Source organism: Pseudoxanthomonas sp. Root65 (genome assembly GCF_001427635.1).
Taxonomy (GTDB): Bacteria; Pseudomonadota; Gammaproteobacteria; order Xanthomonadales; family Xanthomonadaceae; genus Pseudoxanthomonas_A.
Window position 1 is genome coordinate 1422975 of sequence record NZ_LMHA01000001.1, and the last position, 26500, is coordinate 1449474.

Genomic DNA, 26500 nt, shown 5'->3' on the forward strand with positions numbered 1-26500 from the left:
CCGATCAGGCGGCGAGCGGCACGCCGCGCAGCAGCGCGGCGATCACATCGTCGGCACTGACCTGTTCGGCTTCGGCCGCGAACGACAGCAGCAGGCGGTGCCGCATCACCGGCTGCGCCAGGGCGATGATGTCCTCGCGCGTGGCGGCCAGGCGGCCGTGCAGCAGCGCGCGCGCCTTGGCGGCGAGCACCAGCGACTGGCCGGCGCGCGGACCTGCGCCCCAGCGCACGTACTTGCGGACCTCGTCGGGCACGCCGTCGCCGGGCCGGCTGGCGCGCACCAGCCGGGTGATCCAGCGCAACAGGTCGTCGCTGACGTGCACGTCGCGGACATGCTTCTGCAGCGCGAGCACGGCCTCGCCCTCCATCACCCGCGGCACGTCGCCGCCGGCACGGCCGGTGGTCTGCGCCAGGATGTCGTGTTCTTCCTGCTCGCTCGGGTACTCCACGCGGATGTGCAGCAGGAAGCGGTCCAGCTGCGCTTCCGGCAACGGGTAGGTGCCGGCCTGTTCCAGCGGATTCTGCGTGGCCAGCACGAAGAACGGCGAGGGCAGTTCATGCGTGGTGCCGGCATAGCTGACGGTGCGCTCCTGCATCGCTTCCAGCAGCGCGGCCTGCGTCTTCGGCGGCGTGCGGTTCAGTTCGTCGGCGAGCAGCAGGTGGGTGAAGATCGGCCCGGGCTGGAAGCGGAAGTGGCGGTGGCCGGTGCCATGGTCCTCCTCCAGCAGTTCGGTGCCCAGGATGTCGCTGGGCATCAGGTCGGGCGTGAACTGCACGCGGCGGAACTGCAGGTGCAGCGCCTGGCCCAGCGAGCGCACCAGCAGCGTCTTGCCGAGCCCGGGCACGCCTTCGAGCAGGCAGTGGCCGCCGGCGAGCAGGCCGATCAGCAGTTGCTCGACGACATCCTGCTGCCCGACGATGGCCTGGCCGATGGCGGCGCGGAGTTCGCCGAGTTTCGCGAGTTGCTGCTGGAGGTCGGATTCGGTGAGGGCGGCGGTCATGGGGTTTCCTTGCTGCTTTCAATGCAGCGGGTTGCAGTGAGGAGCAACGTCATCCCAGCGTTCGCTGGGATGACGCCGGAAACAGTGCGGTGGGCGAACAGGGTCATGTCGTCAACGCATAGATCACGAGGTTGACACCGAACTTCGTGTTGTCCTCGGCCAGGAAGCGCTTGTTGCGCCAGTCGTAGTCCCACTCGCAGCCGTAGTCCTTGTTGCTGTAGAGCACACCGAGGCGGCCGTTGATCTCGATGCCCTGCAGGTACTCGTGCACCAGGTCGTCGCCCCAGCCGTTGAGCTCGAAGCTGGTGGCGGGCGGACCGTCGAACGTGAAGAACGAGGAGTAGATCGCGTGCGTGTTGGGCAGCTTCTTCATTGTCTTTGCGCCGAAGATCGCGGCCATCTGCGCCTCGAACGACTTGGCGAACAGGCCGTCGATGTCGTGGTTGCAGTCGTCGACGAAGACGAAGCCGCCGTTGCGCACGTAGCGCTCGAAGTTGCGCTTCTCCGCCGGGTTGAAATCCACCAGCTTGTGCCCCGCCAGGTAGCAGAACGGCGCGGCTAGCATGCGCGGGTCGGCCAGCGCCAGCACGTGTTCCTTCGGGTCCACGCGCAGGCTGGTGTAGTCGATCAGCGAGGTGATGAGGTTGGACGGCATGCGCGCGTCCACGTCCCAGTCGCCGGAGTCGTACTTCAGGCGGGTGAAGCGGAAGTCGTAGTTGCCCGCCGCACGTGCGCTGCGCGATGCGCCGGCCAGCAGCGCGCCGGCGAGGCCGCCGGCCATGAGCTTCAGGAACTCGGCGCGGGTCATGGGGGAGGAGTGAGGTAAGAGGAGTGAGGAGTGAGCGCTGCCCCCACCGCCCCACGATCCATCTCGCTTCTACTCACTCCTCACTCCTCTCCACTCGCTTCTCGCCGTTACACCGCGTCCGACAGCGAGGTGAAGGTGAAATCGCGCAGTTTCATCGGCGGGATCATCATCACGAAGCTGGACTCGTCGCCGGCCACGCGCACCGGCCGGCCCAGTTCCTCGATGTTGTTGAGCATGATCACCGGCGACTCGTTGAAGCGGAAGTTCTTCACCGGGTACTTGATCTGGCCGTTCTCGATGTAGAACGTGCCGTCGCGGGTCAGGCCGGTCAGCAGCACGGTCTGCGGATCGACCATGCGGATGTACCAGGTGCGGGTGACCAGGATGCCCTTCTGCGTGCCGGCGACCAGCTCGGCGGTGGACTTGGTGCCGCCGGCGACCAGCAGGTTGCCCGGCGAACCGACCGCGCGCTTGCCCTGCTTCTGCGCCCAGAAGCGCGAGTACTCCAGGTTGACCACCTTGCCGTTCTCGACGATGGCCATCTTCTCGCGCGGCAGGCCTTCGTTGTCCCACGGCATCACTTCCGCGCCGGGGTGCCACGGGTCGGCGCTGATGTTGACGCGCGGATCGTAGACCTGCTCGCCCAGCTTGTTGCCGCCGCCCTTCTTGGACAGGAAGCTGCGGCCTTCGTCGGCCTGGCGCGCGTCGAAGAAGTTCATCATGAACGAGATCAGGCCCGCGGCTGCGGCCGGTTCCAGGATGACCGTGTACTTGCCCGGCTCCAGCGCCTTGGCTTCGGCCGATTCGCTGGCCTTGCGCATCGCGGTGCGGATATCGCTGTCGGCCTTGAACGCGTTGGCATCCTTCAGGTTGCGGCCGACCCAGCCGGAACCGCGGCCGTCTTCGGTGCGCACGGTGCAGGTGTAGTTGAACGCGGTGGCCTTCTGGTAGCCGAAGTTGCCCTTGCTGTTGGCGAAGGCGACGAAGCTCTGGCCGTCTTCCAGGAAGCCGGCGGCGATCAGCTTCTCGGCCTTGCAGGGCGCGATGGAATCGGCCGCGACCTGCGCACGGAATTCCGGCGTGATGGCGGCGGTCGATTCGCTGAAGGTGGGCGAGGGCTTGTAGGTCTGCTTCTCGACGGCCGGCATGAACTCGGGGTTTTCCGGCGCCAGGCGGGCGAGGTCTTCGGCGCGGCGGACCACGCGCTCCAGCGCGGCGTCGTCGAACTCGTTGATGGTCGCCACGCCGGTGCGCTTGCCGAAGGCCACCTGCACGGCCAGGTCGGTGTTGCTGACGATGCCGCTGGTGGAGACGTTGTTCAGCGCGAAACGGATGTTGCCGTCGACGGAGCCGGTGAGGGACGCGGTGCACTCGTCGGCCTTGGACAGCGCCAGGACCTTGTCGAGGATGGCCTTGGCCTGCGCTTCGGTGAGGATGCTCATGTTCTGGTGATCTCCTTAAGCGCCGGTCAGCCGAGCGAGCGGGCGGTGTTGATGACGTTCATGCCGTTGAAGCGCGCGGTGGACGACCCGTGCGAGACCGCGGACACCTGGCCGGGCTGGCCCTTGCCGTCGAAGAACGAGCCGCCCAGGCGGTAGTCGCTCTCGTCGCAGATCGCGGTGCAGGCGTTCCAGAATTCCGGCGTGCGGATCTGGTAGGCCACGTCCTCGAGCTGCTGGGTGATCTTGCCGTTCTTGATCTCGTAGAACAGCTGGCCGCCGAACTGGGCGTTGTAGCGCTGCTGGTCGATCGAGAACGAACCGTCGCCGATGATGTAGATGCCGTTCTCGACGTCCTTGATCATGTCGGCCACCGACAGCTTGTCCTTGCCGGGCGCCAGCGACACGTTGGCCATGCGCTGGAATTGCACGCTGCTCCACGAATCGGCGTAGCAGCAGCCGTCGGAGGCGTCCTTGCCCAGGATGTGGGCCTGGTCGCGGATGGTCTGGTAGTCGACCAGCTTGCCTTCCTTCACCAGGTCCCAGCGCTTGGTCTTGACACCTTCGTCGTCGTAGCCCACCGCGCCCAGGCTGCCCGGCTGCACCTTGTCGGCAAACAGGTTGACGATGCCGCTGCCGTACTGGAATGCCTCGTTGCGCTTGTCCAGCGTGGCGAAGCTGGTGCCGGCGTAGTTGGCCTCGTAGCCGAGCACGCGGTCCAGCTCCAGCGGATGGCCGACGTTTTCGTGGATGGTCAGCCAGGTGTGCGACGGATCCAGGACCAGGTCGTACTTGCCCGGCTTGACCGACGGCGCGGTCAGCTTGGCGCGCGCCTGCTTGGCGGACGCGATGGCGTCCTCCTTCATGTCGTAGGACAGGCCGTAATTGATGACCCCATTCGGCGTGGTGTACTTCTGCGAGGCATCGCCATCGAGATACTCGTAACCCATGCCGACCGGCGAGGACAGGCCGTCGCGGGTGCGGAACTTGCCCGTCGCCTTGTCGATCGCGGTGACCGTCATCGGCACCCAGAGGCGGTGCACGTCCTGGTCGATGTAGGAGCCGTCGGTGCTGGCAAAGTACTTCTGCTCGTTCACCAGGAACATCATCGAGTTGACGAAGTCGGCCCCGGCGTTGATCGCGGCGGCGTTGACGCCCAGCAGCAGGTCGACCTTGTCCTTGATCGGCACCTCCATCGCGTTCTTCTTGATCGGCGTCTTCCACGCCACCTCGCCGAAGCCCGGCGCCTTGGCCAGCTGCACCGGCGCGGTCTGGGTCTTGCTGTTGGCCTTGGCGATGGCGGCGGCCTGGCGCGCGGCACTGGCCACGCCTTCGGCGGTCAGCGTGTTGGTGGCGGCGAAGCCCCAGGCGCCGTTGGCGATCACGCGGATGCCGGCGCCGGCGGACTCGGTGTTCACCACGTTCTGCACCTTGTCCTCGCGGGTGATCACGAACTGGCGCAGGTAGCGGCCGATGCGCACGTCGCAGTAGGTCGCCCCGGCCTGCTTGGCCGCGGCCAGCGCGGCGTCGGCCAGGCGCTTCTTCAGCGCGACATCGAGGGTGGACTGGAGTTGCTCGGCGGCGATCGCCTTGCCGAAGTAGGACGGCACCATCAGGCCGCCCACGGTCAGGCCGGTCAGGGCCAGGAAGTCACGACGTTGCAAGGCTGTTCTCCACCATGGGGCCTGCGCAGGCAGGCGGGGACTGCGACGGACGCGTTGAGCCCCGCGCCATGTCCACCGCGCGGGTCAGCCCCGATTCTTGCGCCGGGGTGGAGACAGCGTCAAATGACTTTAGGCATAGATGAAGCCCGTCAACGTGATCGAACGCACCCTCCTGGGTTCGCGCGCGCACCTCGAACCGTCATCCCAGCGCACGCTGGGATCCATTTGGGTTTGATCTTCCAGTCTGATTCGGAGCAAAGAGCAAGATGGATCCCAGCCCACGCTGGGATGACGGCAACCCATCACCCCAGCGATCGCGCCGTATTGATGATGTTGATGCCGTTGAAGCGCGTGGTCGCCGACCCGTGCGAGACTGCCGAGACCTGGCTGGGCTGGCCCTTGCCGTCGAAGAACGAGCCGCCCAGGCGGAAGTCGCGCGCATCGCAGATGGCGGTGCAGGCGTTCCAGAACTCCGGCGTGCGGATCTGGTAGGCGGCGTCCTCGACCTGGCGGGTCACTGCGCCGTTCCTGATCTCGAAGTACAGCTGGCCGCCGAACTGGGCGTTGTAGCGCTGCTGGTCGATGGAATACGAACCGCGACCGTGGATGTAGAGGCCGTTCTCCACGTCCTTCACCATTTCCGCCACGGTCAGCGGCGTCTTACCCGGCGCCAGCGACACGTTGGCCATGCGCTGGAACTGCACGCTGCTCCACGAATCGGCGTAGCTGCAGCCGTGCGAGGCGTCTTCTCCGAGGAGATGCACCTCGTCGCGCGTGGCCTGGTAGTTGACCAGCACGCCGTCCTTCACCAGGTCCCAGCGGCGGGTCTTCACGCCTTCGTCGTCGTAGCCGACGGCACCGAGACTGCGCGGCTCGATCTTGTCGGCGGTGAAGGTGACGATCGGGCTGCCCCACTGGAAGCGCTGCTCGCGCTTGTCCAGCGTGGCGAAGCTGGTGCCGGCGTAGTTGGCCTCGTAGCCGAGCACGCGGTCCAGCTCCAGCGGATGGCCGACGTTCTCGTGGATGGTCAGGAACAGGTTGGACGGGTCCAGCACCAGGTCGCACTTGCCGGGTTTGACCGACGGCGCGGTCAGCTTGGCGCGCGCCTGCCTGGCCGCCGCCACGATGTCCTCGCGCAGGTCGTACGACGCGCCGTACGCGACCACGCCGCCGGGCAGCGCGATCTTGTCGGCGGGATTCGCGTCCAGGTACTCGTAGCCCATGCCCATCGGCGCGGACAGGCCATCGCGGGTCTTGAACTTGCCGGTCGCCTTGTCCACCACCGTCACCGTGAAGGGCACCCAGATGCGGTGCACGTCCTGGTCGATGTAGGAGCCGTCGGTGCTGGCGAAATACTTCTGCTCGTTGATGACGAACATGCGCGAGGCGGCGAAGCTGGCGCCGGCCGACAACGCGGTGGCGTTGGCGCCCAGCAGCAAGTCCACCTTCTCCTCCACCGGCACCGCCATCGCGTTCTTCACGATCGGGGTGCGCCACGCTACCTCGCCCACGCCCTTCAAGGGCGCCAGCTGTACCGGCTTGCCCTGGATGCGCGCATTGGCGCGGGCGATGGCCACGGCCTGGCGTGCCGCCGCGGCCACGCCGTCGGGCGTCTGCTCGTGGGTCGCCGCGAAGCCCCACGCGCCCTGTGCGATCACGCGCACGCCGACGCCGGAGGATTCGGTGTTCACCACGTTCTGCACCTTGTCCTCGCGCGTGATCAGCGACTGCCGCAGGTAGCGGCCGATGCGCACGTCGGCGTAGGTCGCGCCCGCGGCCGTTGCGGCGGCGAGCGCGGCGTCGGCCAGACGCTTCTTCTTTGCCGCGTCACCCGGTTCCAGCAGGGCCTCGGCGGCGATCACGCGCGTGCCGGGCAGGGCCAGCCCGGCGATAGTCAGGCCGCCGAAGGCAAGGAAGTCGCGTCGCTGCATGGATCGGGTCCGGAAACGGAAGCCCCCGGACTGTCGTCGGCACGCGCCGCAAGGTCAAGTGACGCCGGTCATGCCATGGAGACGTGGTGCACAATGCGGCTCTTCCCGCACAGGAATCGCCCCGCATGAAATCGCGCCCGCTCGGACGGCCTGAGAACGACGAAGAGCAGCCACGGCTGGCGGTGCTGATCGATGCCGACAACGCCCAGCCGGCCGTCATCGAAGGCCTGCTGGCGGAGGTGGCCAAGTACGGCGTGGCCAGCGTCAAGCGTATCTACGGCGACTTCACCAGCACCCGCATGACGCAGTGGAAGCAGGCGCTGCTGAAGCATTCGATCAACCCGGTGCAGCAGTTCGCCTACACCAGCGGCAAGAACGCCACCGACAGTTCGCTGATCATCGATGCGATGGACCTGATGTACACGCGCCGCTTCGATGGCGTCTGCCTGGTCTCCAGCGACAGCGATTTCACCCGCCTGGCCCAGCGCCTGCGCGAGGAGGGGCTGACCGTCTACGGCTTCGGCGAGCGCAAGACGCCGGATGCCTTCGTGCAGGCCTGCGACAAGTTCATCTATGTGGAAGTGCTGCGCAGCGAAGTGCCGGCATCGTCTGCGCCGCCCCCGCCGCAGAAACCGGCGAAGAAGACGGCCAGGCCCGCAGCGAAGAAGCCGGCCGCACAGGCCGAGCCGACCGCCGCGCCGGTGGTGGAGCAGGGCAAGCACGAATCGCTGCCGCTGCGGCTGATCCGTCAGGCCATCGAGGAGGCCAGCGATGACCAGGGCTGGGCCTTCCTGGGCAGCGTCGGCAGCTATCTCAGCAAGGTGCGTCCCGATTTCGACACCCGGCTGTACGGCCACAAGAAGCTCAGCGACCTGATGAAGGCGCATCCGCGCCACTTCACCGTCGAGGAGCGGGCGGGCGAGGGCGGCGCGAAGCGCTTCTATGTACGGGCCGCGTAGCGTGCGCCACGCGCACGACACCGGGGTGCCGGAAGAATCGAGAGGTCGTGCGCGCGGCGCACGCTACGTCGCATGAGCAAGCCGTTCGCGCCGTCCTGCGAGCGCAACCAGGGACCGATCCTGGAGGTGTTGCAACGCCACGTCGGCGACAGCCGGCGCGTGCTCGAAGTCGGCAGCGGCACCGGCCAGCATGCGGTGCACTTCGCCGTGGCGATGCCGTGGCTGATCTGGCAGTGCAGCGACCGGGCGGACAACCTGCCCGGCATCGCGCTGTGGCTCGACGAAGCCGCGTTGGGGAATACGCCGGCCGCCCTGGAACTGGATGTCGACGGCCGCTGGCCCGCCGCGACCTTCGATACCGTCTTCACCGCCAACAGCCTGCACATCATGGGCTGGCCGCAGGTCGAGGCGTTCTTCGCCGGCGTCGGCAAGGTGCTCCAGGAAGACGGCCCGCTGATCGTCTACGGCCCCTTCAACTACGGCGGCGACTTCACCAGCGACAGCAACCGCGCCTTCGAGCAGTGGCTGAAAGACCGCGATCCTGCGTCGGGCATCCGCGACGTCGAGGCCGTCGATGCGCTGGCGCGCGAGATCGGCCTGGTGCTCGTCGAGGACAACGCCATGCCGGCCAACAACCGCTGTCTGGTCTGGCGCCGGCGGAAATTCCTGTAGGAGCGAGGTGAGTCGCGACCGCGGATCGGACGCCTTCATTCGACACGAATAAAGGCGAAAGAAGCGGATCGAAAACGAACGCACTCAACGTGCTTGATCGGCATTTGTCCGCTCTGATCCGTGTCGAAAGGTTTCTGCAGGGTAGCGTTCGCGACTGACGTCGCTCCCACGGACTCCAGAAAGTGTCTGGGCATTGTGCGCATGGCGCACGCTACGCAAACAAAAACCCCGCCGGAGCGGGGTTTTGTTGTTATGCCGCCTGCACGATGTGCAGCGACTTCGGGTTGCGCCACAGACCGAGCAGTTCCGCCTCGCGCGCCTTGGCGGCGTGCAGGTGCTTCTCCTTGACGTGGCCGTAGCCGCGGATATGCTCGGGGATGCTGGCGATCTCCACCGCCAGACCCAGCTTGTCCGCATCCAGCGCGGCCAGCAGCTCATCGATGGTGTTGGCGTAGTCGGCGATCAGCTGGCGCTCGCCCTTACGCTCGTCGGTGTAGCCGAACACGTCGAAGGTGCCGCCGCGCAGGAAGCGCAGCTTCGCCAGCAGGCCGAAGGCCTTGAACATCCACGGGCCGTATTCCTTCTTCATCAGGCGGCCGTGCGCGTCCTTCTTGGCGAACAGCGGCGGTGCCAAGTGGAAGTGCACCTGGTAGTCGCCGTCGAACTGCTGCTGCAGGCGGCGCTGGAAGTCGCCGCTGGTGTACAGGCGCGCCACTTCGTACTCGTCCTTGTACGCCATCAGCTTGAAGAAGTAGCGGGCCACCGCCTCGGTCAGGGCGGTCGAGCCGGGTGCCTTGATGTTCTCGGCCGAGCGCACCTTCGCCACCAGGTCGGTGTAGCGGCGCGCGTAGGCGGCGTCCTGGTACTCGGTGAGGAAGGCCGAGCGGCGCGCGACCAGTTCGTCCAGCGAGCGCGACAGCCGCAGGTCGTCCAGTGGCAGGAAGGCGACGTTGTCGCCGCTGCCCGCACCGTTGTCCGGCAGGCCGCGCAGCTCGCTCTCGTTGCCCGGGTTGCGCGGCGCGGCATTGGCGCCCCACTCGGTGCTTTCCCACTCGCCCGGCGGCAGGATCTGCAGGGTGCCCGGGGTGCGCTCGCTCTCGGTCTGCGTGTTGTGGATCAGGCCGGCGGCCTCCTGCACGGCGAGCGGATTCACCACCGCCAGACGACCCCAGGCGAAGGCGGTCTTGTTCATCTCGATGGCGGCGCCGTTGAGCTCGACCGCGCGCATGATGGCGTCGTAGGAGATCGGTACCAGGCCCTGCTGCCAGGCGTAGCCGAGCATGAAGAGGTTGCTGGCGATCGCGTCGCCCATCAGCGCGGTCGCCACCTGGGTGGCGTCGACCAGCATCGGTTCGCGGCCGCCGAGGGCGACCTTCACGCCGGCGACGATGTCGTTGGCCGGGAACTGCATGTCCGGATGGGTGGTGAACGTGCCCGGCATGGCCTCGTAGGTGTTCAGCACCACCTGCGAGCGCTCGCCGCGCACCTTCGACAGCACCCAGTAGTCGTTGACCACCACCATGTCGCAGCCCAGCACCAGGTCGGCCTCGCCGGCGGCGATGCGCACGGCGTGGATGTCTTCCGGCGTGCGCGCGATGCGGATGTGCGTGGTCACCGCGCCGCCCTTCTGCGCCAGGCCGGTCTGGTCGAGCACGCTGGCGCCCTTGCCCTCCAGGTGGCCAGCCATGCCGAGCAGCGCGCCGATGGTCACCACGCCGGTACCGCCGACGCCGGTGATCAGGATGTTCCAGGGCTGGTCGAGGTTGGACTTGAACGTCGGCGCCGGCAGCGCGGCCAGCAGGTCGGCGGCGTTCGCCTTCTTGCCCTTGCGCGGCGTGCCGCCGTGCACGGTGACGAAGCTGGGGCAGAAGCCGTCGACGCAGCGGAAGTCCTTGTTGCAGTTCGACTGGTCGATCTCGCGCTTGCGGCCGAACTCGGTTTCCTTCGGCAGCACCGACACGCAGAAGCTCTTCACGCCGCAGTCGCCGCAGCCTTCGCAGACCAGCGTGTTGACCATCGTGCGCTTGGCCGGATCCGGCAGCTTGCCGCGCTTGCGGCGGCGGCGCTTCTCGGTGGCGCAGACCTGGTCGTAGATCAGGATGGAGACGCCCCTCACCTCGCGCAGGCGGCGCTGCACGTCGTCCAGCTCTGCGCGGTCGAAGAATTCCACGCCGCTGGGGAACAGCTCGCGCTTGCTCCACTTGCGCACGTCGTCGCTGACCACGACGATCGTGTCCACGCCTTCCGACCGCATCATGTGCGCGATCTGCGGCACCGACAGCGTACCGTCCACCGGCTGGCCGCCGGTCATCGCCACCGCGTCGTTGTAGAGGATCTTGTAGGTGATGTTCACCCCGGTGGCCACCGACTGGCGCACCGCCAGCGAGCCCGAGTGGAAGAACGTGCCGTCGCCCAGGTTCTGGAAGACGTGTTCGGTCTCGGTGAACGGTGCCTGCCCCGACCACGTCACGCCTTCGCCGCCCATGTGGGTGAAGGTGTCGGTGTTGCGGTCCATCCACGTGACCATGTAGTGGCAACCGATGCCGCCGAGCGCGCGCGAACCTTCCGGCACCACCGTTGAGGTGTTGTGCGGGCAGCCGCTGCAGTAGTGCGGCACGCGCGGGAAGTTGGCGCGCGGCAGCGCCATTTCGGCTTCCTTCTCCTCCATCCAGCGCAGGCGCTGTTCGATGGATTCCGTCGTGAAGAAGCGCTGGATGCGGCGCCCGATCACGCCGGCGATCGTCGCCGGGGTCAGCTCGCCGGTGGACGGCAGGATCCACTCGCCGGCCTCGTCGTACTTGCCGACGATGGACGGGCGCGTGCCCGCATTCGCCGGCCAGTTGTAGAAGTACTCCTTCATCTGCCGCTCGATGAAGGCCCGCTTCTCCTCCACCACGACGATGTCTTCCAGGCCCTTGGCGAACTCGGTGATGCCCACCGGTTCCAGCGGCCAGGTCATGCCCACCTTGTAGACGCGGATGCCGATGTCGGCGCAGGCCTGTTCGTCCAGGCCCAGGTATTCCAGCGCCTGCAGCACGTCCAGATAGCTCTTGCCGGTGGTGACGATACCCAGCCGTGCACGCGGCGAATCCAGCACGATCCGGTCAACGCCGTTGGCGCGCGCAAACGCCTGCGCCGCCGCCACCGCGTATTTGTGCAGGCGCATTTCCTGGTCGAGCGGCGGATTCGGCCAGCGGATGTTGAGGCCGCCGGCCGGCATGGCGAAATCTTCCGGCATCACGATCTGCCGCGCGAACGGATCCACCTGCACGGACGCCGACGACTCCACCGTCTCGGCGATCGTCTTGAAGCCGATCCATCGGCCGGTGTAGCGGCTCATCGCCCAGCCCACCAGGCCCAGGTCGAGGATGTCCTGCACGCCGGCCGGGTTCAGCACCGGCATCATCGCGCTGACGAATTCGTCTTCCGAGCCATGCGGCAGCGTCGAGCTGCGGCAGTTGTGGTCGTCCGCCGCCAGCGCCAGCACGCCGCCGAACTTCGAGGTGCCGGCCGCGTTGCCGTGCTTGAACACGTCGCCGCAGCGGTCCACGCCGGGACCCTTGCCGTACCACATGGAATACACGCCATCGACCTTGGCGCCGGGAAAGAGGTTGGTCTGCTGCGTGCCCCACACCATGGTCGCGCCCAGGTCCTCGTTGAGGCCCGGGGTGAACTTCACGCCCGCCGACTCGAGATGCTTGCGTGCGCGCCACAGCTCCAGGTCGAAGCCGCCCAGCGGCGAGCCGCGGTAGCCGCTGATGAAGCCGGCGGTGTTGAGGCCTGCGGCCTGGTCGCGCAGGCGCTGCATCAGCGGCAACCGCACCAGCGCCTGCACGCCGCTGAGGTAGATGCGGCCGTCGGTGCGGGTGTATTTGTGTTCCAGCGTGTAGTCGCTGTCGATCACCCCGATCTGCGGCATGTTGGCGGAAGAGGGCGAGGTGAGTTCGGCGGTGCTGGTCATGGCGGGCCCAAAGCGGCTGGCGTGGCCCGAAAACCCCTCGGGCGTGAAGGCGCGCATTGTAACAGCGGCTTTTTCTGTGACCGTCATCACTCCGCCGTTGTGCGTTGCAGCGGTTAGGATGGGCGCCGGGGGTTATCGGTAGTCTGGGGGACGTACGTGAAATCCGGTAAGTGCATGCTGCTGGCCGCTGTGCTGGCATCCGTGGTGTTTTCCGCGCAGGCGCAGACTGTGCCGAAGCCCAAGGAGTTCTATTTCGACGAGGACCGCGCGGCCGTGCCCGTGGTCGCCGTGAGCGGGGTCGAGGGCGATGCCCTGGTCGACCAGTTGGTGAAGGCGCGCGAACGGGGTCGCAAGACCATCGAAGCGACCGCGCAGCTGGCGCACATCGCGCTGACCGATGGTCGCGTCGATCTTGGCCGCCAGCTCTACCAGCAGGCGCTGGGCAGCGCCCAGACCGGCGGCACCCAGTGGCGTTCGGTCAGTTGGAACTATGGGTGGGACCTGTATCGCCTGGGCGAATACCCGGCCGCGCTGCAGCAGTGGACGCCGTTGATCGCGGTGGTGGGCGGGGCCTCGTGGGTGCCGCCGACGCTGGCACTGGTGTTGTGGAAGATGGGGCGCAAGGACGAGGCCGTACAGTGGTACGGCGCGGCCGTGCGTACCGAGCCCCTGCTGTGGACCGACGCACGCAACTACGCCACGTTGCTGCCCGGGTGGCGTCAGGAAGACCGCGACACGCTGGCCGAAGTGCTCGGCGCCTGGCAGACGAATCCGCCGGTCTGGCCGTAACGCGTAATATCGGCGGGTGAAGGCGCGCACCGCGCGCCATTCCCTGTCCACGATGCGCACCCTTGCTTCGCTGTGCCTGGCGACGGCGTTGACCGCCGCCGCCGGTATTCCCGCTTCCGCCGCCGACCGCATCACCGGTCGCGCCTTCGCCACCCGCTCGGATGTCATCGCCCCGCACGCGATGGCGGCCACCTCGCACCCGCTGGCCACGCAGATCGCGCTGGACGTGATGAAGCAGGGCGGCACCGCGATGGATGCGGCCATCGCCGCCAACGCCGCGCTCGGCTTGATGGAACCTACCGGCAACGGCATCGGCGGCGACCTGTTCGCGATCGTCTGGGACCCGAAGACGAAACAGCTGCATGGCTACAACGGCTCCGGCCGTTCGCCGAAGTCGCTGACCCTGGAGCATTTCAAGCAGCAGGGCATTACCGACATTCCCGCGCACGGTCCGCTGCCGGTCAGCGTGCCGGGCACGGTCGATGGCTGGTTCGCGCTGCACGGTCGCTTCGGCAAGCTGCCGATGCGCGATGTGCTGGCGCCCACCATCCGCTACGCGCGCGAAGGCCACCCGGTCCACCAGACCATCGCCTACTACTGGGAGCGATCGGTGCCGCGGCTGTCGAAGTTCCCCGGCTTCAAGGAGCAGTTCACCAGCGATGGCCGCGCGCCGCGCACCGGCGAGATGTGGAAGAATCCGTACCTCGCCGACACATTGCAGAAAATCGCCGACGGCGGCCGCGACGCGTTCTACAAGGGTGATATCGCGCGCACGATCGACGCGTACTTCAAGGCCAACGGCGGCTTCCTGGCGTACGAGGACATGGCCGCGCACCAGGGCGAGTGGGTCACGCCCGTCAGCACGAACTATCGCGGCGTCGACGTGTGGGAACTGCCGCCGAACGGGCAGGGCATCGCCGCGCTGCAGATGCTCAACGTGCTGGAAGGCTACGACTTCAGCAGGATTCCCTTCGGCAGCCCCGAGCATGTGCACCTGCTGGTGGAAGCCAAGAAGCTCGCCTTCGCCGACCGCGCGCGCTGGTATGCCGATCCCGCCTTCCAGCCTGCACCGGTCGCGCGGCTGATCTCCAAGCCGTACGCACGCGACCGAGCGAAACTGATCTCGCCCGACAAGGTGCTGCGCGAAGTGCAGCCCGGCACGCCGAAGGAGCTGGACGAGGGCGACACCATCTACATGACCGTCGCCGACAAGGACGGCATGATGGTGTCGCTGATCCAGTCCAACTACCGCGGCATGGGCAGCGGCATGGCGCCGACCGGCCTGGGCTTCATCCTGCAGGACCGTGGCGAGATGTTCGTGCTCAACGGTTGCGACGGTGCCACGCCGCATCCCAACTGCTACGCGCCGGGCAAGCGCCCGTTCCAGACCATCATCCCGGCCTTCATCACCAAGGACGGCAAGCCGTGGGTCAGCTTCGGTGTGATGGGCGGCGCCATGCAGCCGCAGGGCCACGTGCAGATCGTGATGAACCTGGTCGACTTCGGCATGACACTGCAGGAAGCCGGCGACGCCCCGCGCGTGCAGCACGACGGCTCCACCGAACCGGTCGGCAGCGCGAAGGCGATGACCGACGGCGGCGTGGTGCAGCTGGAGTCCGGCTTCCCGTACGAGACCGTGCGCGCGCTGATGGACAAGGGCCACCACGTGGAATGGGCACTCGGCCCGTACGGCGGCTACCAGGCGATCATGCGCGACCCGAAGACGGGGGTGTATTACGGCGCCAGCGAGAGCCGCAAGGATGGGCAGGCGGCGGGGTATTGAGCGGTTGCGCGAGTGTTTTTATAGGTTTAGGGGAACGGAGTGAACCCCAACGCCCGTGATGCTGAGGGGTCCACAGATTGGGGTGCGTGACCTCACCCCAACCTATCGCGAAGAACGCAGTGGAGCCCCGGGAGTCGCCGCAGTGCGATGCGATGGACGAGGTTGCCACACGCAGGAGAACGGAATGCGTGTCCGGATCGTGGGAAGGCTGATCGTCTCGTTGGCCGGGATACTTGGCGCGATGCCCACCGCGTCGGCGTCCGAGCCGGCGATGCCGTTGCCGCCGGGCATTTATGCCTTCCAGCATCGGTTCGCGGAACATCCTGACCTGCCCAGCATCCGGCTCGAGGCCCGCATCGAGGGTGAGCGCATCACACTGACTAACCATGATCGCGATGATGTATTCCCCCGGGGCGTGATCGCGGAAGGCAGGGTCGCGTGGCACGCGGCGAGCAGGCAATGGATCATCGCGGCGCAACCGGCGGACGCAACCGCCATCGAGGTGGGCGGCTGCAGTGATGGCCCGGAAGTCGTCGATCTGCAGCGGAAGATCTACTGGACGTGTTGAGGCGCGTAGTCCGTAGGATGGGTTGAGCGAAGCGGTTTCCAACGGCGGACCCGGTCTACCCATCACGTGATCTGCAAGCATGTGGCGATGGGCAGACCGGCTTCGCCGTTGAAAGCCGCCTGCGGCTCCTCCCATCCTACGCATTTGTTCGTGGACAATGTCCGCATCGGTGGGCCAAGGCCCACCCTACGGATCGACGAGATCATCATGGACACACTCCCGGCACTCCCCCCAGGCCTCTATCGCCACTACAAGGGCAACGACTACGAAGTCGTCGCGGTGGCACGACACAGCGAGACGCTGGAGCCGGTGGTGGTGTATCGCGCGCTGTATGGCGAAGGCGGGTTGTGGGTGCGGCCTTACGCGATGTTCTGCGAGGACGTGATGGTGGAGGGGCGCGCGGTGAGGCGGTTCGCGCCGGTAGAGTCGGCATGAAACTTCTCGCCATCGCGGGTGCTTGCATGGCCTTGCTGCCGATGGCGGCCGGTGCAGTCTGCGTCATCGAGCCGCTGGAGCCCAAGTTGCTGGTGGCTGAGACGGTGTACGTTGGGACGGTGGTGAAGTCCGCGCTGATTCCCTCTCTGGATGAGCTCCGAAACACAGAGAATCCACACGAGCGTCGATGCCTGGCCGTAGTGCGCCACACGTTGCAGCCGGAGATCGTGTTCAAAGGCGATCCATTGACCGTGGGCGCCGTGCTTTCCACCTGGCAGTACAACGATCCTAAAGCTACGGGGCGCGTGGAGTTTTCCGAACTCACAACATTGATGCCTGGCGATACGATCCTGGTGGTCGCCGAATCGAGTGGCCCGGCTCGTTACGGACTGTGCACGGCGAGCCGCATATGGGGTCCCGAGACCGAGAAAGTGGTCCGTGCACATTTTTCGTCGGACTCTTGATGCTCCGATGTCTCACGCGCGATTACATGGATAGAGCCAAGGCATCGACATGACCACCTACATCGCCCTGCTCCGCGGCATCAACGTCGGCAAGGCCAAGCGCATTGCGATGGCGGATCTTCGCGCGCTGCTGGAAGGATTGGGTTACACCGACGTCGCTACGCTGCTCAACAGCGGGAACGTCGTCTTCAAGGCAAGCAAGGGCACACCGAAGAAGCTGGCTACCGACATATCGGCCGCCATCGCGTCGCGGCTGGGTATCGAGGTTCCCGTCATCGTGGTGTCGGCCAAGGCGCTGGCGTTGATTGCCCGGGAAAATCCGTTCGCTTCGGCAGACGATCCCTCGCGCCTGCTGGTGGCCTTCGTGGCGGACGCCAGTGTCCTCGCGGCGATGTCGGCGATCACGCCGCACGTCATGGCACCGGAACAGTTCCACATCGGTTCGCAGGCCGCCTACCTGCATTGCGCCAGCGGCATCCTGGAAAGTAAGGCGGCGGAGGCGTTGCTGGGCAAGGTCGGGAAGGCGGCGACCACGCGCAACTGGGCCACCGTGCAGAAGCTGCAGGCGCTGGTGGAGGAGGGGCAGCGTTAGTGCGTGCGTAGGGTGGGCCTCGGCCCACCTTTGCTGTCTTGTGGGAGCGACGTCAGTCGCGAAGACCCCTCCGCGGTGGTTCATCGCGACTGACGTCGCTCCTACAGGCAAGATTGCCGGCTGCTGTAATGCCTAGAGATCGAATCCCAGCAGCAGCGGATCGTGGTCGGAGCTGCGGTAGGGCGTGGACGCATCGCCGTCGGCGTAGCCCTGTGCGTCCTGTTCGTCGGCATTGATATGCCATTCGGCCGCGCCACGCAGCTGCTTGGCCAATGACGGACTGAGCAGGGCGTGGTCGAGGCGACCGCTCAGGCCGCTGTACACATAGCTGTAGGGCTGTTCGGCGCCCGCTTGCGTGAATGCATCCACCCAGCCGGCGTCATCCCGCAGCCAGCGCATCGGATCTTCCATCGCATAGGTGTTGAAGTCGCCCAGCATCACCACGCGGTCGCTGCGCGTGCGGGTGGGGTCGGTCTTCAGCCATGCGTCCAGGCGCCTGGCCGAATCCAGCCGCAGCGCATTCCAGCAACCGGCGCCGTCCTTCTGGTCGGCATCCAGGCCCGTGGCTTCCGAGCAGCCTTTCGACTTCAGGTGGTTCGCGACCACCACGAACGGCTTGCCATTGCCGCGCACGAACGCCTGCGCCAGCGGACTGCGGCTGCGTTCGCCGAACGGACCTTCCTGCAGCGTGGCGGGCTTGCCGGTGGGTTTGACCTTGTCGCTGCGGTAGATGAGGCCCACGCGGATGCTGTCCGGGCCCGGACCCCGCTTTGCATCGACGAAACGCCAGGTGCCGCCGCCAGCATTGAGGGCGGCGACCAGCTGCGCCAGGCTGGAGTCGGCGCCGTAGCCGTCGTTCTCCAGCTCCATCAGCGCGGCGATGTCGGGATCGAGGCCGCGGATGGTGGCGGTGAGCTTGGCCAGCTGCGCTTTCAACTGCTCGGGTGTCTTCGCGCCGCGCTCGGTGGGGAAGCCGCCGCCCTTGCCGTCGCCGTTGAACAGGTTTTCCAGGTTGAACGCCGCCACGCGGACGTTGCCGGCGACCTGCGGTGCGGCCGGGCGTTGCGGCGCGGCGATCCTCGGCGCGGCGGTGAGCTGCAGCCGCCAGCCGCCGGGGCGTTGGTCGACGATGCCCTGCACGCCGATCAGTACGGTGCCGGTGCGCAGAGGCTGGCCGTTCTGCACGTACCAGACGGTGGCGGGATCGCGCTGCGTGCTGCCGTCGTCCAGCAGCAGGGTGCGGCGCGCGTTGTCGGCGGCGAGTCGCTTCGCTTTCTCACTCCCGGGCGCGGCGAGTTCGCTCGGCTGCCAGAGGCGTCCATCGAAACTGGCGATCAGCTCCCCGAAGCGCTCCAGCGTGTGCGTGCCGCTGAGCGTCAGCGGGGCGTCGATGCGCACGTGCATGCCTTCCAGTGCTTTCCAATCGGTGGGCGGTGCGGTCAGCACGGTCGGTGCGACGTTGCCCTTGCCGCGTGCATGGATGACGGGGGCATGCAGCGCGGTCAATGTGGCGTCGCCGCCTGCCTTGCGTTCGCCGACGATGCCGCGGACGCGGGCGCGATCGCCTGCGGTGAGGGTGGGCGGGGTTGCGCCTTCTTCCAGCGCGATGAAGAGCGCGTCGGAGGTCTTCGGATTGCCGTCGCCGCTGTCCTGCAGGAAGAACCCGCCGAGGCCTTCGATGAAGGCGCCGGTGACCACGCCTTCGACGGTGACGGTTTGGCCATCGAGGGCGCTGCGCGCGCCTTCGCCCTGTACTCGGCCGATGGGGATAACGCGTTCCTTCGGCGTGGCCGCGCAGGCAGGTAGCGCGAGGGAGGCGAGCAGGGCGAGGGTGAGCAGCGAGCGGGAGGACGTCATCGTGGGGCGACCGTTGAAGCAAGGCAGCAAGGGTAAACCGGATGGATTACGGAGAGGCGTAAACAAAAACGCCGCCCGGAGGCGGCGTTTCGTCGAAGGCCGGAAGCCTTACTTGCTGTTGGCCAGCATCCAGTCGACGGTGACCTGCACCTGTTCGTCGGTGAGCGCCGGGTTGCCGCCCTTCGGAGGCATGATGCCGCCGTCCGGACCGGTGAAGCCTTCGATGGCGTGCTTGTACAGCGTCTCGACACCCTTGCTGGCGCGTGCGCCCATGCCGGCGGCCGTCAGCATCGGCGCCTTGCCCACGCCGTTGGTGTGGCAGGCGCCGCAGAGGTTCTTGTAGATCTCGCCACCGTCCAGCGTGCCGCCGTAGGCGACCTGGGAGGCGGCAGCGGCAGCGGCGGCGGCCGCTGCGGCGGCCTGTGCGGCGGCACCGGTTTCACCGGCATAGACCGAACCGGCCGGGGCGATGCGCGCCTCGGTGATCTGCACGGTCTTGGGGTTCACTTCCGGCGGAATGCTGTCATGCAGGAAGTACGCACCGACGATCAGGCCGGCAGTGACCAGCATCAGGAAGCCGATCACCATCGAGAAATGCTTGAGGAATTCCAGGTCGTAGTTACGCACTTTCCACCTTTGGCAGCACGGCCGCGGGGCCGTGCATGGCTACGAAAACGGGGGCCGACGGACAACGCGCTGCGCGATCCGGGCGGGACCGGGCGCCGGGACGCCGCGGGCAAGGGCGCATTATAAGCAGTGAGGCCGTCTTTGCCTCAACACCGGGGCGTGGCGGTCACTGCGCCAGATAGACCTGCAGTGGCGCGCGCAGGGCCTGCAGCACGCCGCGGACGGGATAGCCGGCGCCCTTGCCCTGGCCCGACAGCGCCTGCTGCAGGACCTGCCGCTTCTCGCCGCCTTCGATGTGCAGGTAGAGGTGGCCGGCATCGCGCAGCACCGGCAGGGTCAGGGTGATGCGCGGTTCGCCGGCACCGGGCGCGCGCATCGGCAGGACGGTGGCGGGGGTGGCCGGGTCCATCGCCTCGGCCAGCCGGTCGCCGCCGGGGAAGAACGACGCGGTATGGCCGTCGCCGCCCATGCCCAGCACGACCACATCCAGTGTCGGCGGCAGGTCCGCCGCCACGTCCGCGAGGGCCTCGTCCGGGGTGGCGGTGGCGCGATGGAGCGGGACGAAGCGGGCTTCGGAGGCCGCATGCTGCAGCAGGTGGTCCTTCACCAGGCGTGCGTTGGAACGGTCGTGGTCGTCCGGTACCCAGCGTTCGTCGACCAGGGTGACGGTGACGTTCGGCCAGTCCAGTGGCTGCTGCGAGAGCGCCTGCAGGAAGCGGCGCGGGGTGGTGCCGCCGGACAGCGCGACGCTGGCGTGGCCGCGTTCGGCGAGCGCGGCGCGCAGGTCGTCGGCCACCGCCTGCGCCAGCGCGGAGGCAACGGTGTCGCCGTCCGGGAACGGGTGCAGCTGGATCTGCAGCGAGAGATCGGTGGGGGGCATGGCAGGTCTCGGGAGTGGGGGCTTCCCGGGGGAAGGCAGGCCGGCGCGGGGTGCCGGATGAAGGCCCCGCAGGGCGGGGCCGGCAACGTCAGACGGTGTCTTCGTGCCAGGTGCGGCCGTCGCGTTCGACCAGGGCCACGGCGGCGCTGGGCCCCCACGAGCCGGCGGTGTACGTCTTGGGGGCGTCGCGCTGGGTCTCCCACGCGGCCAGGATCGGGTCGATCCACGCCCACGCGGCTTCCACTTCGTCGCGGCGCATGAAGAGGGTCTGGTTGCCGCGCACCACGTCCATCAGCAGGCGCTCGTAGGCTTCCGGCTGGTGCACGCCGAAGGCTTCGGCAAAGCTCATGTCCAGCGGTACGTGCTGCAGGCGCAGGCCGCCCGGGCCGGGATCCTTGATCATGATCCACAGCTTCACGCCCTCGTCCGGCTGCAGGCGCAGCACCAGCTTGTTGCCCATCACCGGGCCGGCGCTGTCTTCGAAGATGGAGTGCGGGATCTGCTTGAAGGCGATGACGATCTCCGACACGCGCTCGGCCAGTCGTTTGCCGGTGCGCAGGTAGAACGGCACGCCGGCCCAGCGCCAGTTGTCGACTTCGGCTTTCAGCGCCACGAAGGTCTCGGTGCGCGAATCGGGCTTGCCCAGTTCGTCCAGATAGCCGGGCACGGCGGCGCCGCTGCTGGCGCCGGCGCGGTACTGGCCGCGCACGGACAGGTGGGCGACGTCCTCGCCGCGGATCGGCTTGAGCGAGCGCAGCACCTTGAGTTTCTCGTCGCGCACGGCATCGGCCTGCAGGGCGGCCGGCGGTTCCATCGCCACCATGCACAGCAGCTGCAGCAGGTGGTTCTGCACCATGTCGCGCAACGCGCCGGAGGTGTCGTAATAGCCGGCGCGCTTCTCCAGGCCGACGGTCTCGGCCACCGTGATCTGCACGTGGTCGATGCGGCTGGCGTTCCACAGCGGCTCGAACAGGATGTTGGCGAAGCGCAGCGCCAGCAGGTTCTGCACCGTCTCCTTGCCCAGGTAATGGTCGATGCGGAAGATCTGGTTCTCCGCGAAGGCGCTACCGACGGCGTCGTTGATGACCGCGGCGCTGGCCGAGTCGTGGCCGATCGGCTTCTCGATCACCACGCGCGCGTTGCCGGTATTCAGGCCATGCGCGCGCAGGCGGTCGCAGATCGCGACGAACAGGGTGGGACTGGTGGACAGGTAGAACACGCGGATGCGCTCGCCGGTGGTCTGCAGGCGGGCGGCGAAATCGTCCCAGCCTTCGTCCTTGGTGGCATCCAGCGCCAGGTAGCCGAGCTTCTGCAGGAAGGCGGGCAGCTTGGCCTTGAGGGTCTCGTCGCTGGCGGCGAGGCGGGCCAGGGCTTCGCCGACCTTGGCCTGGTATTCGGCATCGCCCTGCTTGTCGCGGGCCACGCCGAGGATGCGGCTGTCCTCGGGAATCTGGCCGTCGGCGTAGCGCCGCAACAGGCCCGGCAGCAGTTTGCGCAGCGCCAGGTCGCCGGTGCCACCGAAAATGACGAGATCGAAGGTGTCGACGGGCAGGGTCTTCGCGGTCACGGGCGTCTCGGTGCAGCAGGAGTGAGGCGACAACAATACCACCGCGTTACCAGGCGATGCCAACAGGTCCGGTGTTCTAAAGGAATTGTTGCGACATTGGTACCTCACTGGTATCTTGATTCGCATGCAAACGAACCTGCTCGAGGAATACCAGCGGCTGCAGACGGGCGAGTCCACTCGCGCCGTGGCCTACCTGCGCCTGCGTCGCGCGCTGCAAAACCTGATGGATGCGGGCGTGCTGCGGCCCGGACAGGCGCTGCCGAGCGAGCGCGACCTGGCCCAGCTGCTTGATCTGTCGCGGGTGACGATCCGCAAGGCGCTGGCCGGGCTGATCGAAAGTGGTCTGCTGGTGCAGCGCCAGGGCGCGGGCACGTTCGTCGCCGAGCGCATCCTGCGGCAGTTCTCGCGCCTGACCAGCTTCACCGACGACCTGCGCGAGCGCGGCCTGAACCCGCAGGTGAAGTTCCTGGAGCGCTCGGTCGGCGAAGTCACCCCCGAAGAATCGATGGCCCTGAACCTGTCGCCGGGCAGCGGGGTGGTGCGCATGTACCGCCTCCGTCATGTGGACGGCGCCCCGATCGCCATCGAGCGCACGCTCGTGCCCTATGCCCTGCTGCCGGACCCCGAGAGCGTCACCACATCTTTATATGAAGCGCTGGATGCGCACGGGCACCGCCCGCGTCGCGCCCTGCAGCGCTTGCGTGCCGTGGCCCTGGATGAAGAGGCGGCCCGCCATCTGGACCTGCCGGTCGGGGCGCCCGGTCTGCTGGTCGAGCGCCGGGCCTTCCTCGAGGACGGCCGCGTCGTGGAATCCACCCGGTCGTATTACCGCGGCGACGCCTACGACTTCGTCGCCGAACTGCAGAGCGACTGATCCCTCGCCGGCCAGGCCGGCAATTTCCGCCCTTCCCGCCCCCTGCCTGTCCTGATCCGGACCGGCGGGGTGCCCTTTGTCATGCGCGATCAGGGGCGCCGCCGGTCCGTCGTCAGGGTCCTTTTGTCGGGACTGGCGGGATTCTGGCGTCAACGTCCGGATCTTCTGTGATGAAGTTCACGCGTTTACCTCTTGACGCCAACGAGTTGACGTTAAATTAAAGTGAATGTGTAATAGGCGTCTCATTTTTGTGTGAGAGATGTCCGCTTCAGGGAATGAAGCGCGATTTGTGACGTATGCCCGCGCAGACAGGTCCTAGATGCCTGCCCGCGAGCGATACGACTTTCAAGACAGCCTTGGGGGAGGCAGTCCCGGCTGGCCTCACTCCCGATCCAGCGTAAGGGACCACCGTGTACGTCTCGACTCCATTTCGTCGTTTGGCCCAGAAGAGCCGCTCTGCCCTTGTTGTGGGGGCACTGACTCTCTGTGGCGCGTTCGCGGCACCGTCCCTCGCGCAAACCCAGGTCACCAACACCGCCACCGTGACGCTGCCCGCGACGGTGGTGGATACCAACACGACCAACAACACCTCGACCGTCAATGTCGCCGTGGTGGCGCCGCGGCTTCAGATCGCCAAGACCGCCAGCAGCGCTAGCTTCACGGCGGGCGTGGCGGCCAGCTACACGCTTCAGGTGTCCAACACGGGCACCTCGGCCACGACGGCCGTGGCGACGATCACCGACACGATCCCTACAGGTCTGACAATTGGTACGTTACCGGCCGGATGCACGGCCTCGGGCCAGACGGTGACATGTACGGTGGCCAGCGGCTTGGCCGCCGGTGGCAGCACCAGCTTCGTGATCCCGGTGACGCCGCAGGCCAGCTTGAACGGCACGTCGCTGACCAACACGGCCACGGTATCCGGAGGCGGTGACAGCACCTGCCCGGCCGCGGCACGTTGCACGAGCAGTGTCGGCCCCACGCCCGTGGTGGCGCCGCAGCTGACGCTGACCAAGACGGCGAGTGTGGGTGCGGGTGCCTTCACGGTGGGCGCCGCGGCCAGCTACACGCTGGCGGTCCGAAACACGGGCACGGCCGCCACGACGGCGGTGGCCACGATTACCGATACGATCCCGACAGGCCTGACGATCGGCACGCTGCCGGCTGGCTGCACGGCCTCGGGCCAGACGGTGACCTGTACTGTGGCCGCCGGCTTGGCGATCAACGCCACGACCAGCTTCGTGATTCCGGTGACGCCGACCACGGCAGCTGCCGCCAACGTTACCAACACGGCCACGATAAGTGGCGGCGGCGACAGCACCTGTCCTGCCAATGCGCGCTGCACGAGCACGGTCACCAATGCGGTGAACCGCCCGCAGCTGACGCTGGCCAAGACGGCGAGCAGCGCCAGCTTCACGGTTGAGGTGGCAGCCAGCTACACGCTGCAGGTGTCCAACACGGGCACTGCGGCCACGACAGCCGTTGCGACGATCACCGATGCGGTTCCCACTGGCCTGACCATTGGCACGCTGCCGGCCGGCTGTACAGCATCCGGCCAGACCGTGACCTGCACCGTGGCGGCGGGCTTGGCCGCCAATGCCAGCAGGAGTTTCGTGATTCCGGTGACGCCGACGGCACCAGCGCCGGCCCCCGGTCTGACGAACACCGCAACCGTTACCGGAGGTGGCGATCCGACGTGCCCGGCCAGCACCCGCTGCACGAGTTCGGTCCAGACGCCTGTCCAGCCGGTCATCAATGCGATCGCCGACAGCTACAACGTGGCCGCCACCGGCGGTACCACAACCAGTGTCATCGTCAACGACACCACCAACAATGTAGCCGCCGTCATCGGCACCAACGTCACCTTGACGCCGGGCACCGCGCCGACGCCGTCGGCCGGCAGCATCGCGATGAATGCCAATGGCACCATCAGCGTGGCGCCGAACACCACCGCAGGCACCTACGGCTATCCGTACCAGATCTGCACCAGCCCGGCCACGACGCCCCCGACATGCGATAGCGCCATCGCGACGGTCATCATCGCCTCGGCGCCTGGTCTGACGATCGAGAAGACGGCCGGTACGCCGTCGGGCAGCACGGCGGGCAGCACGATCGCCTACAGCTTCGTGGTGACCAAGATCGCCTCGGCGCCTGGTCTGACGATCGAGAAGACGGCCGGTACGCCGTCGGGCAGCACGGCGGGCAGCACGATCGCCTACAGCTTCGTGGTGACCAACACGGGCAACGTGACGATCACGGGCGTGGTGGTGGACGACGCGCAGCTTGACGCGGCGGCCGTGTGCGCGGTGACGACGCTGGCCCCGGGTGAGAACACGAGCTGCACGGGCACGCACACGATCACGCAGGCGGAAGTGAATGCCGGTGTGGTGAACAACAGTGCGACGGCGACGGGCACGCCGCCGACGGGTCCGTCGGTGACCTCGCCGCCGGACACGACGAGCACGCCGATCGCNAATGCCGGTGTGGTGAACAACAGTGCGACGGCGACGGGCACGCCGCCGACGGGTCCGTCGGTGACCTCGCCGCCGGACACGACGAGCACGCCGATCGCGCAGACCCCGTCGCAGACCCTGGTGAAGGAACTGACCGGCGACAGCACGGGCGGTGAAGTCGCGGTGGGCGACGTGCTGACCTACACGGTGACGCTGAGCAACACCGGCAACACCACCCTGACCAACGTGACGGTGAACGATCCGCTGACCACGCCGAGCAGCGTTACCTGCGCGAGTGTGGCGTCGGGCGCGACCTGCCAGCTGGTCGGCACGTATACCGTGACCCAGGCCGATGCCGACGCGGGCACCATCCGCAATACCGCGTTCGCGACGACTCCGATCTGCCCGGCGGGCAGCACGGATCCGGCGTGCATCACGACAATCGATACTCCGGTCGACAACCCTGTCGTGTCCTACAGCAAATCCGTCACCCTGCCGGTAGGCCAGACCGAAGTCTCGGTGGGCGACACGCTGACCTACACGCTGCAGGTGGTGGTGGCCGATGCGGCGACGACGGCGCCGGTCACACTGACCGATACCATGGGTCAGGGGCTCACGCCGGGTGCGGTGAACGCAGGCGCGTTCAGCTGTGGCGCGGGCAGTCCGCTGGTCTGCACGCTGCCGGCCGGTACGGTGCCGGGCACCTACGCGGTCACCTACACCGCGATCGTCAACGATCTGGCCACGGGCTTCGTGCGCAACACCGTGGTCGCGACGGGCGACGATGCGCCGACCTGCCAGGGCACCTGCCAGACCGACACCATCGTGACCGAGCCGCTGCCGGCGATCATCAGCTACGGCAAGTCCGTGACGTTACCGGCAGGTCGCACCCAGGTCGTGGCGGGCGATGTGCTGACCTACACGCTGACCACGACGGTGGCGGCCGCGCCGACCTCGGGCGTGCTGACGCTGACCGACACGCTGGGCAACGGCCTGGTGCTGGGGGCAGTGACGAACGCAGGGGCCTATGCGTGCACGGGCACCCAGCCGCTGGTCTGCACGCTGCCGACGGGCACGGCACCGGGCGTCTACGAGGTGACCTATACCGCGACAGTGACGCCACAGGCCTCCGGCGTGGTCCGTAACGCCGTGGTGGGCACCAGCGACGACAATCCGG

The 26500-nt window shown here is 67.3% G+C and carries 19 protein-coding genes; 9 read left to right on the plus strand and 10 right to left on the minus strand.

The features are described from left to right. Positions 1-4 precede the first annotated feature (4 nt). From ASD77_RS06260 to ASD77_RS06280, 5 genes are all read right to left on the minus strand, one after another. Positions 5-1000, minus strand: a complete 996-nt coding sequence (locus ASD77_RS06260; protein ID WP_055938901.1) for a MoxR family ATPase — start codon at positions 998-1000, stop codon at positions 5-7. A gap of 103 nt (positions 1001-1103) precedes the next feature. Further along, positions 1104-1781, minus strand: a complete 678-nt coding sequence (locus ASD77_RS06265) for a DUF4159 domain-containing protein (protein ID WP_235578513.1) — start codon at positions 1779-1781, stop codon at positions 1104-1106. A gap of 134 nt (positions 1782-1915) precedes the next feature. Continuing rightward, positions 1916-3250 carry a TldD/PmbA family protein gene (locus ASD77_RS06270; protein WP_055938907.1) on the minus strand — a complete coding sequence of 445 codons (1335 nt, stop codon included), beginning with the start codon at positions 3248-3250 and terminating at the stop codon, positions 1916-1918. 26 nt (positions 3251-3276) lie between these two features. Continuing rightward, a complete protein-coding gene (locus ASD77_RS06275) occupies positions 3277-4911 on the minus strand; it encodes a TldD/PmbA family protein (RefSeq protein WP_055938910.1) in 1635 nt (544 codons plus the stop codon). A gap of 302 nt (positions 4912-5213) precedes the next feature. Then, on the minus strand, positions 5214-6842 hold the full coding sequence (locus ASD77_RS06280) for a TldD/PmbA family protein (protein ID WP_055938913.1): 1629 nt from the start codon (positions 6840-6842) through the stop codon (positions 5214-5216). Positions 6843-6967: 125 nt separating this feature from the next. On the opposite strand from ASD77_RS06280, the gene ASD77_RS06285 reads away from it, so the two are divergent. After that, on the plus strand, positions 6968-7801 hold the full coding sequence (locus tag ASD77_RS06285) for an NYN domain-containing protein (RefSeq protein ID WP_055938916.1): 834 nt from the start codon (positions 6968-6970) through the stop codon (positions 7799-7801). 72 nt (positions 7802-7873) lie between these two features. Then, a complete protein-coding gene (locus tag ASD77_RS06290; RefSeq protein WP_055938919.1) occupies positions 7874-8473 on the plus strand; it encodes a DUF938 domain-containing protein in 600 nt (199 codons plus the stop codon). A 250-nt stretch (positions 8474-8723) separates the two neighbouring features. Here the strand turns inward: ASD77_RS06290 and ASD77_RS06295 are convergent, their stop codons facing one another. Continuing rightward, the gene (locus ASD77_RS06295) at positions 8724-12434 is read right to left on the minus strand and encodes an indolepyruvate ferredoxin oxidoreductase family protein (RefSeq protein WP_055941105.1); all 3711 of its coding nucleotides are present in this window, start codon (positions 12432-12434) and stop codon (positions 8724-8726) included. A 174-nt stretch (positions 12435-12608) separates the two neighbouring features. Here ASD77_RS06295 and ASD77_RS06300 point away from each other — a divergent pair, with 174 nt between their 5' ends. From ASD77_RS06300 to ASD77_RS06325, 6 genes are all read left to right on the plus strand, one after another. Further along, positions 12609-13223, plus strand: coding sequence for a tetratricopeptide repeat protein (locus ASD77_RS06300; RefSeq protein WP_055938922.1), 615 nt, complete (start codon positions 12609-12611; stop codon positions 13221-13223). Positions 13224-13275: 52 nt separating this feature from the next. After that, positions 13276-15006 (plus strand): gamma-glutamyltransferase, encoded by a 1731-nt coding sequence (ggt, locus tag ASD77_RS06305; protein WP_055941106.1) that lies wholly within the window; start codon positions 13276-13278, stop codon positions 15004-15006. A gap of 184 nt (positions 15007-15190) precedes the next feature. Further along, the gene (locus tag ASD77_RS06310) at positions 15191-15574 is read left to right on the plus strand and encodes a hypothetical protein (protein WP_055938925.1); all 384 of its coding nucleotides are present in this window, start codon (positions 15191-15193) and stop codon (positions 15572-15574) included. A 207-nt stretch (positions 15575-15781) separates the two neighbouring features. After that, complete coding sequence (locus ASD77_RS06315) at positions 15782-16009, plus strand: DUF1653 domain-containing protein (protein ID WP_055941109.1); 228 nt, start codon at positions 15782-15784, stop codon at positions 16007-16009. Next, positions 16006-16473, plus strand: a complete 468-nt coding sequence (locus ASD77_RS06320; RefSeq protein WP_055938928.1) for a hypothetical protein — start codon at positions 16006-16008, stop codon at positions 16471-16473. The genes ASD77_RS06315 and ASD77_RS06320 overlap by 4 nt, the downstream gene beginning before the upstream one ends. Positions 16474-16522: 49 nt before the next feature. Continuing rightward, on the plus strand, positions 16523-17065 hold the full coding sequence (locus tag ASD77_RS06325; protein WP_055938931.1) for a DUF1697 domain-containing protein: 543 nt from the start codon (positions 16523-16525) through the stop codon (positions 17063-17065). A gap of 132 nt (positions 17066-17197) precedes the next feature. Here ASD77_RS06325 and ASD77_RS06330 read toward each other — a convergent pair whose 3' ends face one another. The 4 genes from ASD77_RS06330 to zwf all read right to left on the minus strand — a co-directional run bounded on the left by ASD77_RS06330 (position 17198) and on the right by zwf (position 21996). Continuing rightward, a complete protein-coding gene (locus ASD77_RS06330; protein ID WP_055938936.1) occupies positions 17198-18922 on the minus strand; it encodes an ExeM/NucH family extracellular endonuclease in 1725 nt (574 codons plus the stop codon). A gap of 108 nt (positions 18923-19030) precedes the next feature. Continuing rightward, positions 19031-19549 (minus strand): c-type cytochrome, encoded by a 519-nt coding sequence (locus ASD77_RS06335; protein ID WP_055938939.1) that lies wholly within the window; start codon positions 19547-19549, stop codon positions 19031-19033. Between the two features lie 166 nt (positions 19550-19715). Then, on the minus strand, positions 19716-20429 hold the full coding sequence (pgl, locus tag ASD77_RS06340; RefSeq protein ID WP_082563150.1) for a 6-phosphogluconolactonase: 714 nt from the start codon (positions 20427-20429) through the stop codon (positions 19716-19718). Between the two features lie 88 nt (positions 20430-20517). After that, the gene (zwf, locus tag ASD77_RS06345; RefSeq protein WP_055938942.1) at positions 20518-21996 is read right to left on the minus strand and encodes a glucose-6-phosphate dehydrogenase; all 1479 of its coding nucleotides are present in this window, start codon (positions 21994-21996) and stop codon (positions 20518-20520) included. Between the two features lie 124 nt (positions 21997-22120). Between zwf and ASD77_RS06350 the strand changes: the two genes are divergently transcribed. Beyond that, on the plus strand, positions 22121-22870 hold the full coding sequence (locus tag ASD77_RS06350; RefSeq protein WP_055938945.1) for a GntR family transcriptional regulator: 750 nt from the start codon (positions 22121-22123) through the stop codon (positions 22868-22870). Positions 22871-26500 lie beyond the last annotated feature (3630 nt).